Here is a 15,001-nt window from a genome sequence, read left to right as displayed (position 1 = left end):
ACCGAGCGCACCGATGTCCGACCTTACCCTTTCGCGTAACCATGAAGAAGCCGATACGCGTGAGGGATGGAAGGTCGTCGCCGCCACCCATGTGCTGACGACCGTGACGTTCGGAGCCGCCTACTCCTTCTCCGCCACTTTGCCGGGGCTTGCTGCGGAATTCGATGCGTCGCGCGGAGAGATCGCCCTCGTCTTCTCCATTTCCGCATTTCTCTTCTACTCGCTTGGCGCGATTGCCGGGCCTCTCGCCGACAGATGGTCACCGCGCAGCCTGGTTCTTCTGGGACTGGCAGCAATGATCATTGGCTACATCGGCGGCAGTCGTGCCGGATCCCTGACGGCACTTTACATCTGGTATGGCTTCGGCGTCGGGTTTGGGATCGGCCTGTCATATGTTCCCGCGATCGGAGCGGTGCAATCCTGGTTCATCCACAAACGAAGCCAGGCGTCGGGCATCGCGACGGCGGGGATTGGCCTTGGCACCTTGATCCTGCCCTTCGCCATCGGCCAGGCTCTTCCCTTCATCGGCTGGCGAGGGTGTTTCCTGGCGCTTGCCTGCATCGCCGCCGTTTTTGGCGTGCCGGCGGCACTGCTTGTCCGCAAGCGCCGGGACGGTACGATCTCGTCCCCGGCGCACGCCGGCAACCCCAAGCTCCCCGCTATATGGCGCGACGAACGGTTCTGGCTTTTCTATATTGTGCTGCTCCTGTCCTCTTTGTGCACCTTCATCCCCTACGTTCATATCGTCGCCGCCGCCCGCGACATGGGTCTTTCGATTCAGGACGGAACCACCCTCGTTAGCGTTATCGGTGTCGGCAGCGTCATCGGCCGCTTCTTTCTGGCAGGCTTGGGAGATCGTTTCGGCCGCCGGCAACTGCTGGCATCGCTCACCCTTGCAGTCGCCGCCTCCTTTGCCATATGGGCGTCGGCATCAGGCATGATCCAGCTCACTTTATTCGCATTGATCTTCGGCATGAGCTATGGCGGGTGCGTCGGCCTTTATCCGGCTGTCGCCGCCGACTTGTTCGGCACGCGCCAGATTGGTGCAGTTATCGGGTATCTCTATTCGGCCGTGGGTGTAGCAGCCCTGATCGGGCCAACCGCAGCGGGCTTTATTTTCGACCATACCGGCAGCTATTCCGGCCCGATTATTGCAAGCGGCCTCGCGGCGTTCGTAGCAGGCTTCATAGCGTTGCGCCTCGGGAAAAAGTCCTAGAGCTGGGCCGCGATTGCCGCCTTGTCGATGACAGACCAGACGTTCCGGATTCGCCTGTCCAGAAACTCATAGAAGACATTCTCGGCAAACTGTACCCTTCTGCCATTCACCGCCATACCAAACAGCAAGCCCGTCGGCCTGCAATCAAATTGCAGGCGGCTTGCGACGCGTGGCGGTTCGCAGATCAGTAAAGTGATATCGAAATGAAGATCGGGAATGGCGCGAAAATCATCTTCGAGCATTTGCCGATAGCCTGATAGCCCGACATGGGCGCCATTATAGCACACGTCTTCGTGGACGAATTTACGCAGATTTGGCCAATCTTGTCCGTTGAGACAGGCAATATAGCCTCGGTAGATCTCGGACAGATCGACGTTTGCCATTCTCATCACCCTCGACCTGGAGACGGCCTGTGCTTCAGGCCGATGCCTGCAGACGGCGGCGGCCTGTATGCATCATCGTGATCGGATGCTTGAGCGCAGGTGCCGGACGGCCGATATGGTATCCCTGAACGGCATCGATGCCAAAGGATTTGACGAGATTGAGTTGCTCCTCGTCCTCCACGCCCTCGACCAGGATGCGATGGCCGCGATTGCGCACCAGACCGATGATATCCTCGAGAAGGATCTTCGCACCGTCGTTGCTTGCCGCGTCATGCAGGAAGGATTTGTCGATCTTGACTGTTTCGAACTCCATCAGGCGAAGCCACGACAACCCGGCAAAACCTGTGCCGAAATCATCCAGCCAGAATTTGATGCCGAGCTTCTTCAGATCCTGAATGCTGTCGAGGACATCGGGGCGTATCTCCATATCGACTCCCTCGGTGATCTCAAACGCCACCCGATGACCCGAGACGCCCGTTTCCGCCAGAATAGCGGCCACCTGCGCGGCGAAACCCGGAGCTCGCAGCTGGATCGGGGAGACGTTGATGCTGACCGTGTCGACAATGTCGCGGGTAAGCAAATCACAGCAGGCCCTTCTGATCGCCCAATAGCCGAGCTCCATGATGGCCCCGGTGCGCTCCGCTATCGGGATAAAGACGGCCGGAGAAGCATTCGACCCATCGAGCAACTGCAGACGCATCAGAGCTTCATAGGCACCGATTTCTCCGGTCTGGAGATATTGGATCGGCTGATAAACCAGCGAGACGAGGTTCTGCTGGATGGCGATCTTCAGAATGGCTGCGATATTCTCGCTCGCATCACCGCCGGGCAGCTCGTTCGGATCGAATATCCGTGCGCAATTGCGGCCGCTCGCCTTTGCCGAATACAGCGCACGGTCGGCCTCGTTGATCACATTCTCCAGCTTCGCGCCGGCGACGTCTCTCGTAATGGTCGCTCCAACGCTCACCGTGACATGCCGGAAGCCGTCCAGACGTTGTGCATGGACGATATCAAGAGCCTCTATCCCCTGACAAATGGCATCCGCCAGGGCCAGCGCATCAGAACTGCTCTCCAGATCGAGGATAACGATGAATTCCTCGCCGCCGTAACGTCCGACCGTTGCCCCGAGTGGAGCAACGATATTCGACAGCGCATTGGCAACCGTCACAAGACAGTGATCACCCTCCTGATGGCCGTAATAATCATTGTACTTCTTAAAGAAGTCGACATCGACCAGCAGGATGGCGAATGCAGCGCCCTTCTCGCGCCAGCGATCCCAAAACTGTTTCAGCCTTATATCCGCGGCTCTTCTGTTTTCCATCCCGGTCAGGGAATCCGTGATGGAAAGCCGTAGAAGCGCCTCGCCGCGTTCAGTCGCCTGGCGCTGCTGTAGCTCCGCTTCCCTGGCATTGAGAAAGACGTTGAAACGCTCCTTGTTCAGTTTCCAGTTCACATAGGAGGTGAACACGAAGCAGCAGAGATAGAAGGTGGTGAAGGCCAGACAATAGGCGGCGCTGTAATGAAACTCCGTCAGCGACAGCAGGAAAAAGGCGAAGATCAGCCCCGACGAGAGCAGTGCCAGACCGAATTCGAGGCTGAAGAAAAGGTTAACGCCCATCATGAAGATGGCGCCGAAGGCGGCATAATAGGAGAATGCCTCGGCATTGACCGTCTGCAATGCCGGCAGCAGCCACACGACATATCCAAGAACGACAGCCGCAGCACATGTCGCCTCAAGCTCGCCGGCAGGACGTTGCCGCGAAAACTGCATTTCCAGGATCAGAAGCGAAAAGCCCCCGATCAGAAACCGCGCGGGGATCGTCACGCGCGAGACGTCGGGAATGAAGACCAGATCCGTGATCAGGAAGAGGATATAAACGGGCACGGCAAGCCACAGACCGCTGCGAGCCAGGGCACACCGCGCATCGTTGCTATAGGCTTTGTAGAGCGCGCGCAGCTCATCGGGGCGGTTAGTCATGCGAGGCTCGCTCTGACCAAGATCGCTGTTTCCCGACAATCGACGCATGCTCATCATCACCCGAGTTAGCCGAGACTTCATGTCCACCGCGTTACCTTTGCGTCGCTCGAATGCACAAATCGCTCGCTTCACCACGGCGGCTAATTTGATCCGTTTGATAACGACAGCGTTGCCGCAGCGACATTAACAAAACCATAGCGCTCAATTTTTATATGAGATATGGTTTGCGTAGTGTTCACGGAATGATTTAAAATTGAAACAATTTCAAACCGCTCTTGATGGCTTCAGCCTCGTTACCTCCCAGTCCATCTCGGAACATACGAGATCGTCCGGTAACAACCTTACAACCGACCAAATTAAGGAGGGCGAGGCCGAACTCGCCCTCATTCTCTCCCTTACGCAGCAGGCCTTCGAAGCAAACGCACCCGTTCCAGGCACGATGAAGGCCTTGACCGAGCGTCTGCAGGCGCTGAAAAACAAGACGACACCCTTGACATGGGCCCATTTGGCCTCCGTTGCGCAGGGTCATCCCGTGTCGTCCTACCTGCTGCAGGACCCTCTGACGCGATGGTCCTTCGAAAAGCCGCGCGGCTACAGCGGGGATGCCTACCTGCTGGATTTCATTTACGAACATCCAGCCGTTGCCGCACAGGTGGCGGAAGCTTCGGCGCTGGGCGCTGAAGTTTACGATTTTACCCGGCGTGCAGCATCCGCCGTTGCCGTGCGCGAAAGGCGCAAGATCCTGGCAGCGCATGTTGATGCGGTGGCGGAGGCGACGGATGGCGCCGAAGTTCTGGCGATTGCGGCCGGCCATCTTCGTGAAGCGGAGCTGTCAAAGGCTCTGCAGAGCGGCAGCCTCAAGCGCTGGGTCGCGCTTGACCAGGATCCGGTCAGCGTCGGGACGGTGAGCTCGGCCTTCCATGGCAGCTGCATCGAAGCGATCAACGGCTCCGTCCGCACCATTCTGGGGCGTGCGCAGAAGCTTGGTACGTTCGACTTCATCTATGCAGCAGGCCTCTACGACTATCTGGCCGAAAGCGTAGCCGTGCGACTGACGGAACGCTGCCTGCAGATGCTGAAGCCCGGCGGCAAGTTCCTGCTCGCAAACTTCGCCAAGGATATCGGTGTCGAAGGTTATATGGAGACCTTCATGAATTGGCCGCTGATCTGGCGAACGGACGAGGATGTCCAGTCGATCATCGACAAGGTCAAACACCCGATCGCCGATGTTTCCCTTACACGCGGCGAGAATGGCGGCGTCATATATGCCGTTCTGACCGTATAGACGACGGCAAGCGACGAGATGACCGGCTAAGCCGCGCTGCGGCTTGGCCGGCGAAGTCGGAACAGAGCAAGCACCAGAAAATTAACCAAAGCGATTGCTGCAATAGCGGCAGGCGCTGCTGTATCTGGTGCAAATATCTGCCTCCGCAGCAAGTAGCCCGATACCACAAACGGCGTATTCCAAATCAATGCGCCGCAGAATGTTGCGATAGCGAAGCCTGGCAGCGGCATGGCGAGCACGCCTGCCGGAAATGCCATATAGGCCCGGACAACAGGCACAAGCTGGCCGAAGAACGTGACCCGTATCAGATTACCATGATAATTGCGCTTCAGACGCAGATACCACTCTTCTTTAATATCCAGATACCTGGCCACCTTCAGCACGAAGATGTCGCCACGTTCAGGCCCTAGCCATCGGCCCATTCCGTACCAGAGCAACGAGCCTGACGTTGAACCAGCCGCGGTAATGGCAATCACGGTGAGCAGATCTGAAGGATGGACGACACCCAACATACCCAGCATCAAGAGCATGCCGGCGGATGGTATGACTGGGACGAGTTTCTCGACCGCCGAACACAGCGCAAGACCAAGCAGCCCCCATGCCGCCAGATCGGGCAGCATATCCAACAGATGAGAGGAACCATTCATACGACAACAGCCGGGTAATGGAGCGGCTTGCGCCGCACGATCTTATAGACCCTGGCGGGTGGGAAGTTACGCAGCACCCAGCCGTGCAGCGTTGCCTTGAAGCCGAACCGATCGAGCAGCCGATGCGGCACCGGACAGTGGACACCATAGGTGAATTGATAGAGGGCGCCGCCGTCACGCAGCCGCGACGAGACCCCGGTCAGAATGGCTATTACCGTCTTCGGCGACATATTCAGCAATGGAAGGCCACTGATCGCACAGCCGAACTGCACGCCGTCCGGCAGGTTGTGAGTACCAAGCCGCGCGGCATCGGCGCAGACGACACGAGCATCGGGAAACCGCTGGCGAAGCAGGCTGGCAAAACCATGAGCGGACTCAATCAACGTAATATCCCTTTCGCATATGCCGCGCGCAAGCAAGGCCTGCGTGAACACACCCGTTCCGGGGCCGAGCTCCAGAACCGGACCCGCCGAAGGATCGACTTCGCTAGTAATCAGATTGGTCAGCATTGAACCGGAGGGCGCTATGGCCCCGACCATGCGCGGATTGGTCAAGAGAGTTCGCAGAAATAGAGAAGTGTTTGACATGTGTTCCCGCCAGTAGGGCTTGAAAGATTCGCCTGCGCGGCAGGCTTTTCCTAAGGCGAGCCGATTGCGGGAACATTGCACCCGGGAATCCGCAACGACTTATCCGGCCATCGGGAAGCTCAATCTGAAAGCTGCACCACCGGTCGGTCCATCGATAACGCAAACCTTTCCACCGTGAAGCCTGGCAATTTCCCGAACGAGGTTGAGCCCGAGACCGAACCCTTTGCCGCGTCCCTGGAGGCGATGAAACGGTTCGAAGATGCGATCGCGCTCCTCCTCCGGGATGCCGCTTCCTTCGTCGGTTACGGTAATGCCGGTGGCACGACTGACGTGGACAGTGATCCTGCCATGGCGGCCGCCATGCTGGATCGCATTCTGCAGGAGGTTGGTGACGGCCCGCTCGATGGCCATGCGATCACCGAGAACCTCCACCACCTCCTCGTCCCTCACGAAGCAGGGCTCGTAATTGGCGGCGATCGCAAGCGGTGCCAGCTCCGAAACGACGTGCTCGGCGACGTCTACGAGATCGACCGAAGCCGGCTCGAAGCGATGATTGAGGCGCTGAAGATCGAGGAACTGCTCAGCAAGCGTCGCAAGGCGCACCGTATCCTCAAACAGCCGCTCCTTCAAAGGGCCTGCCGGCAGGCTATCGAGACGTGTCTGCAGGATCGCGACCGGGGTACGCCACTCATGGGCAAGATGGGAGAAAAGACGCTTCTGCCGCTCATAGCCTTCGTCCAGCCGCCTCAGCGCATCATTGACGGCTTCGACAAGCGGCAGGATCTCGCGTGGAACATCGTCGACCGGCAGCCGCGTACCCTGGCAATTGATGTCGATCTGTCCGGCGCGGGCAACCGCAGAATCGAGCGAAGAAAAAGCGCGGCGAACCACGAGCGGCGCGGCAATCATCGTTGCGATCGCCGTGACGATCAGCAGCGGCAAAAGGGCGCTGAAGAAGATAATGCTCATGGCTCCAAGGATGCGGACCGTCGATACGTTGCCGTCCATACCCGTCAGAACCTGGATCTCGCCGGCCGGAGACGACACCCATTGCAGCCGGGCGGCGGGCACGATGCTGCCACCGAGATTGCTGCCGAAACGGGCCTGTCCGACGCCGTCGAGCGCGGCACCGATCGCCGCATAGGCCGGAGGCACGTTTCCGTCCTTGATCGTAGCGCCGCTGCGATCACGCACGACGAACCAGAGGCCTGGCAAATCTCCACGCCGTGCCGCAAGCGTCGACGTCTCCTTCAGCACAAGCGTGCCATTCTGATCGCGCGCAAGGGAATGGGAGATGGCATTGATAGTCTCATCTTCCGGCTGAAGAGAGATGAAACTGCCGGTGGCCCAAAGAGCAGCCACGATGAGCACCGCAAGCAGCGACAGGAAAATCGTCTGCAGGAATGACAGGCGCGATACGAGACGCCAACGCAGGGAGGGCTGGCTTGCGCTCATCATTTCAGTCTCATCAGATAGCCGATGCCGCGAACGGGATGGATCTCCAGCCCGGGCTCCACGGAGGCGAGCTTGCGGCGAAGACGGGAGATATGCGCATCCAGCGTATTCGATTGGATATCTTCGCTGAACCCGTAGACAGCCTCCTCCAGAGCGTGGCGCGACACCGTGCGACCAAGCCGGCGCGCAAGCGCCTCGAAGACCAGAACTTCCCGGCGTGGCAGTTCGAGCCGTTCACCTTCGATCAGGATGTCATGACAACCGAAGTCATAAGACAGCCTGCCGAAATTCATCACCTCGGTCCGCACCTCACCCGGACGACGCAGGATGGCCCGCAGTCGCGCCAGAAGCTCCTCCATGGCAAAAGGCTTGACGAGATAATCGTCGGCGCCGGTATCAAGACCGCCGATACGGTCGTCGAGATCGCCGCGTGCCGTCAACACGATAACGGGCGTATTGACGCCGGCCGCGCGCAGCTTCGGAATGATCGACAAGCCATCGCCATCCGGAACCTGCCGGTCGAGGAGAATGACATCATAAGGGAGATTTATCGCAGCCTCTTCAGCATCGGCCAGGATCGATACGTGATCGACGATGGCATCGCGAGCCTGCAACGCAGCGCTCAGCGCCGCAGCCATTTCCGGCTCATCTTCCAGCAACAATATCCGCAACGAACCATCCCCAAATGGAACGACTGCATTGCATAGGCGGATTGCGAGAAGATTGCGACCCTCTTCAGGCAACACTTCTTTATTCACTGGAGAATTGGGACCGACACACCGCCGATATGCGAAGATGCCGGCCAATCTCGGCTTTCGATACCAGTGGTCACCGGGGAAGGCATCGCCTCCCCCTGCGATATCCGCCGCGTGACGGCCGATAGGTAAGCTACGGCGAACGGAGGGGTGAACCCACCGTGCAAATGGTTTCCCGTCCGTCGTGATTTCGCAGCCGCACCGCCATTCTCGAACCAGCAGAGGTCAAGAAGGACGAGCCGTAAAGCATCCATCTGCATCAAGCCCACCTCATTTAAGGCGGCTCACATGCAACGCCAGCAAGCTGCGATAATCCAGCCCTTCCTCACGCTCGGGAAGGCCGATATCACGAAGCTGATAATTCGATAATCCGGATACGTCCTCATAGATCTGCCGCCGTTTCCAGGCGACAAACAGCAGGGCGCGTACAGTTCTCCAGGCACCGAATTTCTGGTACAGTTCATCGACTGTTGCCGTCAAACTTTCGGCAACTAAAAATTGTGAACGAGTCATCGTTATACCTGGCGCAATCACGCGACCAGGTCCTCTTGAAGCTTGACCGGCTTCAGGAGTCGGTGCGTCAACGACGCACCAAATCATTCCCTAGGCAAGTCATTTAGGTTTAATGGAAAAACGCCTAAGTGGCGGCAGATAAAGCTTTTTTAGCTCTAATTATAGAGTCGTCCTGCCGCTGGCGTAGCACACACCAAGGCCGTCGACATCATTCCGCCAGAGACGTATGTAAACATATGTAGATTATGCATGTCACGCCTCCTTGTTCGATTTGCGGATGGGCGTAATCATACGCGAGATCCGTAAATCGGCAACCCCACAATTTCGAATTGCAGATATCCGGCACAATATGTTGCATCGAAGCAACAGTGACGACGGTGTCGAATCGGCTGCGAACGAAACATGAGACTGCCGCCGCAAGGCAGGCCCAACGACTAGCAGAACTTACAGAGCTCGCTAAAACGAATTGACGATGCCGCCGCCGGTGCGCATCTGCTGCACCATGATATGGGCGTGATAATGCATGGCGCATTTGATGGCATAGATTTGCAGGACGACGGGAGAGCGCCGATGCCGCAGGAGATTGAAAAGCCGCGCACGGTAAGCGGCGCGCAAATCGGCCTCCTTAACCCGGCGCATCAATCTGAGGAAAATCCCGACCGCCTCGAACGCCCATGTCGCGTTGAGTGCCAGCAGGCGCAGCGGATGGCGGCGCAGGTGGCGTAAGCGGGTACTTTCCGGTTCGATACCCGCATCGATGTAAAGCGCATCCAGCCGATCGAAATAGGCGGCCGGCTCGTGCAGATCGCTCAGAACGGAAAGATATCCGTCCCGCAGGGTTTCGCGCGAGAGATTGAGCGGGATGACATTGGTGCCGTAGGCGGGCGGATCGTCGTGATCGAGGCGGCCTTCCTTGGCGAGGCGCGTATAGAGCGGCGTCTTCGGAATTGCCGCCAGCATGCCGATCATGGCGTTGACGATGCGCGCATCCCTAATGAAAATCCGCTGCGCATCGAAAATGGTCGCATCGTCGCTGTCGAAGCCAAGGATCATGCCGCACCAGACTTCCATGCCGGTCTGCTGGATCGTGTGGATCTTCTCCAGCATCGTCCCGCCCTTGCGCAGGTTCTGCAGTTTCTTGGTTTCGCGCAGCGCCTCCTCGTTCGGGGTTTCGATACCGATGAAGACGACACGGATATTGGCATCGACCATCAGCTGCATCAGTTCGGCATCGTCAGCCAGATCGATGGACGCCTCCGTCAGGAACGTCATCGGGTAATGATGGCGCTCCTGCCACGAGACGACATCCCGCAGGACTTCCTTGATCGCCTTCTTGTTGCCGATCAGGTTGTCGTCGACGATGAAAGCCGTATCCATTCCTGAGGCGAGCAAGGCCTCCATCTCGGCGATGATTTGCGTGCTGGTCTTAATGCGCGGCTTACGGCCGAAAACGACGATGATATCGCAGAAATCGCAGGTGAAGGGACAGCCGCGCGAAAACTGGATGCTGCCGACAGCATATTCATCCATCTTCAGGAGATCGAAGCGCGGCACGGGCACCTTGCTCATATCCGTCTTGTCGGCCTGTTCGTAGCGTCGCGCATAATGACCCTCCTGCCATTCAGCCAGGAATTTCGGCCAGGTCTCTTCCGCCTCGCCGATGAAGGAGACATCGACGAGATTGCCGAAATAATCCTCCTTGACCGTAGCCCAAGGTCCGCCGACGACGGTGAAACAGTTGCGCCGTTTGAGTTCGGTCAGGATTTCGGTCATTCGGAAGCGCTGGACGATCATGCCCGTCAGCGCAACGATATCGGCCTTCTCGCAAAGGGCGTAGTCTATCGGCTCGATATTCTCGTCCATCAGAGTGACGGTATGCTCGGCCGGCGTCAGCGCCGCCAGCAAAGGCAGGCAGGCCACCGGAAGGTTGGCCTTCACGTCGAACAGCGGCAGAGCGTGCTCCATGCCCCAATAGGATGTTTCGAAACGCGGATTGATGATGACGATATGAGCCATTGAATGGTCCGCTCCATGATATGAATCTGGTTCGGTATTGCTTTGAGCCTGTATGTCATTTGCAGCTGCATGCGCCGGCCTTACGGCCGCGAAGCAGGGTCTTCCAGCATCGAGGCGGCTGTTTTAGCAGGCCTATATGAGCTCAAGATTAAATTCCGGATGCTGGCAGCGACGCGAGATTCATGGATCGACATCCCCATTGCCTCCTGCAATCTCGGCGGCGGGCTTTCATAAGCATCGTTTGCAACGCTGTAAAAATTTTTCCGGCGGCACTGTCGAAATCGACCCGGCGCAATCGTCTTTATTCCAGATATGACGCGAAAGGATATTATCCGATCTTTCGCGCGGAACCGGATGAAGGGAGCTGCAAAATGAGTTCGTCCTATCGTTGGGTGATTGTCGGTGCTGGCGCGCTGATGACCTGTGTAGCGCTCGGCGCGATGTTTTCCCTGGCGATCTTTCAGGTACCGATCGCTGCCGATACGGGCTGGTCGCATGCGGGTATCGCCGCCGCCATGACGCTGAATTTCCTGACCATGGGCCTCGGCGCCTTTGCTTGGGGTGCCGCAAGCGATCGTTTCGGCATCCGCATCGTGGTGGTGATCGGCGCGTTGCTGCTTGGGCTGGCGCTTGTCCTGGCAAGTCGGGCGGGCTCGCTTCTGCAATTCCAGTTGACCTACGGCATTCTCGTCGGCCTTGCCGCCAGCGCCTTCTTCGCACCGATGATCGCTGCGACGACCGCCTGGTTCGACGAGGGCAGAGGTCTTGCGGTATCGCTGGTCTCAGCCGGTATGGGCGTTGCACCGATGACGGTATCACCTTTCGCCCGCTATCTGATTTCCGCTTACGATTGGCGTTTCGCCATGCTCATCATCGGCATCATGGCCTGGATTCTGCTGATACCGGCGGCACTGCTAGTGCGGCGGGCACCTGTTCTTGCCGAAGCCACCGGCCTGGGCGGGCAGAGGGAAGAGCAGATCCTACCCCTTGGCCGGATCTTCCGCTCGCCGCAGTTCCTCGTGCTCGGCGCGACCTTCTTTGCCTGCTGTGCAGCCCATTCCGGACCGATCTTCCACATGGTCAGCTACGCTACCATCTGCGGCGTGGGGCCGATGGCAGCGGTCAGCATCTACAGTGTCGAGGGCCTTGCGGGTCTTGGCGGCCGTCTTCTTTACGGGACGCTGGCCGATCGCCTCGGCGTCAAGCCAGTTCTGGTTGCCGGCCTCTTGGTACAGGCCGCGGCGCTTGCTACCTATCTGCTGGTCAGCGAGCTCGGCGAGTTCTATGCACTGGCGGTCATCTTCGGAAGTGCCTATGGCGGCGTCATGCCGCTTTATGCCGTGCTCGCGCGCGAATATTTCGGACCGCGCGTCATCGGCACCGTCTTTGGCGCAGCATCGATGCTCTCGAGCATCGGCATGGCAGCCGGACCTTTGATCGGCGGCTGGGTCTTCGATACCTTCGCCAATTATTCCTGGCTCTTCATCGGCTCCTCCATGGTGGGGCTGGGGGCTGCCGCTATCGCGCTCGCCTTTCCGCCAATGCGGCGCTTGCAGCTGCAGCCGGCCTGAAATCAGCGCGAAAAGGCCTGGACTCACATCTGCGAACCATGTCGGGTGCCTCACATTTCGTCGCGCCCGACAGCGCTTTTGCCGGCGACAAGCCCCGGCCGTTACGCCGGGCAATGACATATTCATATTTCTTGATACTTACACACAGATTTCCATGAGCAACAGCGGTTGCAGCCATTGCAATTTTCAATTTTTGGCCAACACTCACATATGCATCAGGTGCGTGATCTCCTGGGGGAGGAAATCAGGAGAGCATCCACTGGCGCGACTTTCCGCGCCCATCGGCAGGAAAGTCCTGCGTAATGTCATTATGGGGGACATGACACGGGTCTTTTGACCATGTCCCTGGTGCAATTGGGAGGATTGATTCATGGCATCCACGTCCGTGGCCGAGACGACGAGTCGAGGCATGACCAGGGAGGAGAAGAAGGTCATCTTCGCCTCCTCCCTCGGAACCGTGTTCGAATGGTACGATTTCTATCTTTACGGTTCTCTGGCCGCCTTCATCGGCACGGCCTTCTTCAGCGACTATCCGGAAGCAACCCGCAATATCTTCGCCCTGCTCGCCTTTGCCGCAGGCTTCCTCGTCCGGCCGTTCGGCGCCCTCGTCTTCGGGCGCATCGGCGATCTTGTCGGACGTAAGTACACCTTCCTCGTCACGATCCTGATCATGGGTCTTTCGACCTTCCTGGTCGGCGTCCTTCCCGGATCGGCGAGCTGGGGCATCGCCGCGCCTGTCATCCTGATCATCCTTCGCCTGCTGCAGGGCCTTGCGCTTGGCGGCGAATATGGCGGCGCCGCCACCTACGTCGCCGAGCATGCGCCCGACAACAAACGCGGCTACTACACGTCATGGATCCAGACAACGGCAACACTCGGCCTGTTCCTGTCGCTGATCGTCATCCTGATCGTGCAGAATGCGCTCGGCAAGGAGGCTTTCGCAGCCTGGGGCTGGCGTATTCCCTTCCTTCTCTCCTGCCTTCTGCTCGCCATCTCCGTCTGGATCCGGCTATCGCTCAGTGAATCGCCGGCCTTCAAGAAGATGAAGGAAGAGGGCAAGGGCTCCAAGGCACCGCTCTCCGAAGCCTTCGGCCAGTGGAAGAATGCCAAGATCGCCTTGATCGCGCTGCTCGGCCTCACCGCCGGCCAGGCGGTCGTCTGGTATGCCGGCCAGTTCTACTCGCTGTTCTTCCTGCAGAACGTGCTGAAGGTCGACGGCCAATCGGTCAACATCATGATCGCGATCGCGCTTCTGATCGGCAGCGGCTTCTTCGTGTTCTTCGGCTGGTTGTCCGACAAGATCGGCCGCAAGCCGATCATCATGGCGGGCCTTGCGCTGGCGATCCTCACCTATTTCCCGCTCTTCAAAGCATTGACCAATGCCGCAAATCCGGCGCTTGCCCAAGCGGAGCAAACCATTCGGGCGACGGTGACGGCTGCTCCTGGCGATTGCACTTTTCAGTTCAATCCGGTTGGCCTCACCAACCAGTTCAACAATTCATGTGATATCGCCACGTCCTTCCTGTCGAAGTCGTCCGTGCCCTACATGATCGCCGAAGGCCCAGCCGGACAGCCGGCAACCGTCAAGATCGGCGACGCGACCATAACCTCCTACGATGCGGCAGCGGCAGGTGCCGGTGCAGCGGCCAAGAGCGCGGCATTCACCCATGACATGAACCTTGCCCTGCAAAAGGCCGGTTTCCCGCTGGCGCGCGATCCTGCCAAGGTGCCGGATGTCAAGCTGGATGCCTTCATCGCCGCAAACCCGGAACTCGGGCTCAATGCGGCAACCGTGCGGGCGGGCGACAAGACGGTCACTCCGGTCGCGGATCTCGTCAAGGCGAAGCTTCTGACGGCGGATCAAGCGGGCGGCGCGACCGATATGCCGGTCTACACCATTCCCAACGGTGGTGCCTTCAAGATGGTTGCCGATCCCGCAGCCATCAACTGGCCGCTGACCATCCTCATCCTGACCATCCTCGTCATCTACGTGACGATGGTCTACGGCCCGATCGCCGCAATCCTGGTGGAGATGTTCCCGACCCGCATCCGCTATACCGGCATGTCGCTGCCCTATCACATCGGCAACGGCTGGTTTGGCGGCCTGCTGCCGGCAACGGTCTTCGCCATGAGCGCCGCCAAGGGCGATATCTACTATGGCCTCTGGTACCCGATCGCGATCGCTGCGATGACTCTGATCATTGGCCTTATCTTCGTTCGGGAAACCAAGGGCGTCGATCTGAACAGCATCAAGTAACCGCATAAGGCCCGGCGTTCAGATGCGGCACGCCGGGCCCATTCGTTTTCCCTTCAGTTCCTGATGGAAGCGCGGATCTCAGCTTCCGCAAACAGCGTGCAGCAGCACCAGAAGCGAAAAGAGGACCATTAGGCCTGCCAGAAAATGCTGCAGAATCGACCAGACGCGTTTGGTTGCCGCAAGGCTTGGCCGCGGCGCGAGAGAAGCGAGATAGAGCACTGTATCCATGAAAACCCCTGGCGCGTGTTTCCGCAGGCGCAAGAAGAATACCTCGCCATCGCGGACATTGCTGATATTTGACGTTTTTATATTGTCTATAAAATTAGTAGATTAAAGAA

12 protein-coding genes are annotated in these 15,001 nt (G+C 58.5%); 4 read left to right on the top strand and 8 right to left on the bottom strand.

What is annotated here, in order from left to right; genetic code table 11:
* Nucleotides 1–13: 13 nt before the first annotated feature.
* Nucleotides 14–1,216, top strand: coding sequence for an MFS transporter (locus PH558_RS06200; protein WP_285202764.1), 1,203 nt, complete (start codon nucleotides 14–16; stop codon nucleotides 1,214–1,216).
* On the opposite strand, the gene PH558_RS06195 is transcribed toward PH558_RS06200, so the two are convergent.
* Both PH558_RS06195 and PH558_RS06190 read right to left on the bottom strand, forming a co-directional pair.
* Nucleotides 1,213–1,599 (bottom strand): ester cyclase, encoded by a 387-nt coding sequence (locus PH558_RS06195; RefSeq protein ID WP_285202762.1) that lies wholly within the window; start codon nucleotides 1,597–1,599, stop codon nucleotides 1,213–1,215. The genes PH558_RS06200 and PH558_RS06195 overlap by 4 nt on opposite strands.
* Nucleotides 1,600–1,633: 34 nt before the next feature.
* A complete protein-coding gene (locus PH558_RS06190; protein WP_483314131.1) occupies nucleotides 1,634–3,658 on the bottom strand; it encodes a putative bifunctional diguanylate cyclase/phosphodiesterase in 2,025 nt (674 codons plus the stop codon).
* Between the two features lie 172 nt (nucleotides 3,659–3,830).
* Between PH558_RS06190 and PH558_RS06185 the strand changes: the two genes are divergently transcribed.
* Nucleotides 3,831–4,862, top strand: a complete 1,032-nt coding sequence (locus PH558_RS06185) for a class I SAM-dependent methyltransferase (RefSeq protein ID WP_285202759.1) — start codon at nucleotides 3,831–3,833, stop codon at nucleotides 4,860–4,862.
* A gap of 26 nt (nucleotides 4,863–4,888) precedes the next feature.
* Here PH558_RS06185 and PH558_RS06180 read toward each other — a convergent pair whose 3' ends face one another.
* From PH558_RS06180 to PH558_RS06155, 6 genes are all read right to left on the bottom strand, one after another.
* Nucleotides 4,889–5,509: a DedA family protein gene (locus PH558_RS06180; RefSeq protein WP_285202758.1), complete on the bottom strand. Its 621-nt coding sequence runs from the start codon at nucleotides 5,507–5,509 to the stop codon at nucleotides 4,889–4,891.
* Nucleotides 5,506–6,096: a class I SAM-dependent methyltransferase gene (locus PH558_RS06175; protein WP_285202757.1), complete on the bottom strand. Its 591-nt coding sequence runs from the start codon at nucleotides 6,094–6,096 to the stop codon at nucleotides 5,506–5,508. Before PH558_RS06175 ends, PH558_RS06180 begins: the two co-directional genes overlap by 4 nt.
* Before the next feature lie 99 nt (nucleotides 6,097–6,195).
* Nucleotides 6,196–7,554, bottom strand: coding sequence for a sensor histidine kinase (locus PH558_RS06170; RefSeq protein ID WP_350223799.1), 1,359 nt, complete (start codon nucleotides 7,552–7,554; stop codon nucleotides 6,196–6,198).
* Nucleotides 7,551–8,222 carry a response regulator transcription factor gene (locus PH558_RS06165; protein ID WP_285202756.1) on the bottom strand — a complete coding sequence of 224 codons (672 nt, stop codon included), beginning with the start codon at nucleotides 8,220–8,222 and terminating at the stop codon, nucleotides 7,551–7,553. Before PH558_RS06165 ends, PH558_RS06170 begins: the two co-directional genes overlap by 4 nt.
* Nucleotides 8,223–8,576: 354 nt before the next feature.
* Nucleotides 8,577–8,819: a DUF1127 domain-containing protein gene (locus tag PH558_RS06160; RefSeq protein ID WP_113407406.1), complete on the bottom strand. Its 243-nt coding sequence runs from the start codon at nucleotides 8,817–8,819 to the stop codon at nucleotides 8,577–8,579.
* Nucleotides 8,820–9,275: 456 nt separating this feature from the next.
* Entirely contained in the window at nucleotides 9,276–10,835 is a 1,560-nt protein-coding gene (locus PH558_RS06155) for a B12-binding domain-containing radical SAM protein (protein ID WP_285202755.1), read from the bottom strand.
* Nucleotides 10,836–11,206: 371 nt separating this feature from the next.
* On the opposite strand from PH558_RS06155, the gene PH558_RS06150 reads away from it, so the two are divergent.
* Nucleotides 11,207–12,406, top strand: coding sequence for an MFS transporter (locus tag PH558_RS06150; protein ID WP_113407788.1), 1,200 nt, complete (start codon nucleotides 11,207–11,209; stop codon nucleotides 12,404–12,406).
* A 370-nt stretch (nucleotides 12,407–12,776) separates the two neighbouring features.
* The gene (locus PH558_RS06145; protein WP_285202754.1) at nucleotides 12,777–14,663 is read left to right on the top strand and encodes an MFS transporter; all 1,887 of its coding nucleotides are present in this window, start codon (nucleotides 12,777–12,779) and stop codon (nucleotides 14,661–14,663) included.
* The last annotated feature ends 338 nt before the right edge of the window (nucleotides 14,664–15,001 follow it).

It is taken from the genome of Rhizobium pantanalense, from assembly GCF_030182525.1.
Taxonomy (GTDB): Bacteria; Pseudomonadota; Alphaproteobacteria; order Rhizobiales; family Rhizobiaceae; genus Rhizobium.
Note: the sequence above shows the minus strand (reverse complement) of the source record. Positions and strands in the feature narration are given on the sequence as shown.

What these genes read in the sequence shown, in the direction of transcription:
- PH558_RS06200 (WP_285202764.1), top strand. Translation starts at nt 14, where the DNA reads ATGTCCGACCTTACCCTTTCGCGTAACCATGAAGAAGCCGATACGCGT.
- PH558_RS06145 (WP_285202754.1), top strand. Translation starts at nt 12,777, where the DNA reads ATGGCATCCACGTCCGTGGCCGAGACGACGAGTCGAGGCATGACCAGG.
- PH558_RS06160 (WP_113407406.1), bottom strand. Translation starts at nt 8,819, where the DNA reads ATGACTCGTTCACAATTTTTAGTTGCCGAAAGTTTGACGGCAACAGTC.
- PH558_RS06190 (WP_483314131.1), bottom strand. Translation starts at nt 3,658, where the DNA reads ATGAAGTCTCGGCTAACTCGGGTGATGATGAGCATGCGTCGATTGTCG.
- PH558_RS06195 (WP_285202762.1), bottom strand. Translation starts at nt 1,599, where the DNA reads ATGGCAAACGTCGATCTGTCCGAGATCTACCGAGGCTATATTGCCTGT.
- PH558_RS06155 (WP_285202755.1), bottom strand. Translation starts at nt 10,835, where the DNA reads ATGGCTCATATCGTCATCATCAATCCGCGTTTCGAAACATCCTATTGG.
- PH558_RS06170 (WP_350223799.1), bottom strand. Translation starts at nt 7,554, where the DNA reads ATGATGAGCGCAAGCCAGCCCTCCCTGCGTTGGCGTCTCGTATCGCGC.
- PH558_RS06150 (WP_113407788.1), top strand. Translation starts at nt 11,207, where the DNA reads ATGAGTTCGTCCTATCGTTGGGTGATTGTCGGTGCTGGCGCGCTGATG.
- PH558_RS06175 (WP_285202757.1), bottom strand. Translation starts at nt 6,096, where the DNA reads ATGTCAAACACTTCTCTATTTCTGCGAACTCTCTTGACCAATCCGCGC.
- PH558_RS06180 (WP_285202758.1), bottom strand. Translation starts at nt 5,509, where the DNA reads ATGAATGGTTCCTCTCATCTGTTGGATATGCTGCCCGATCTGGCGGCA.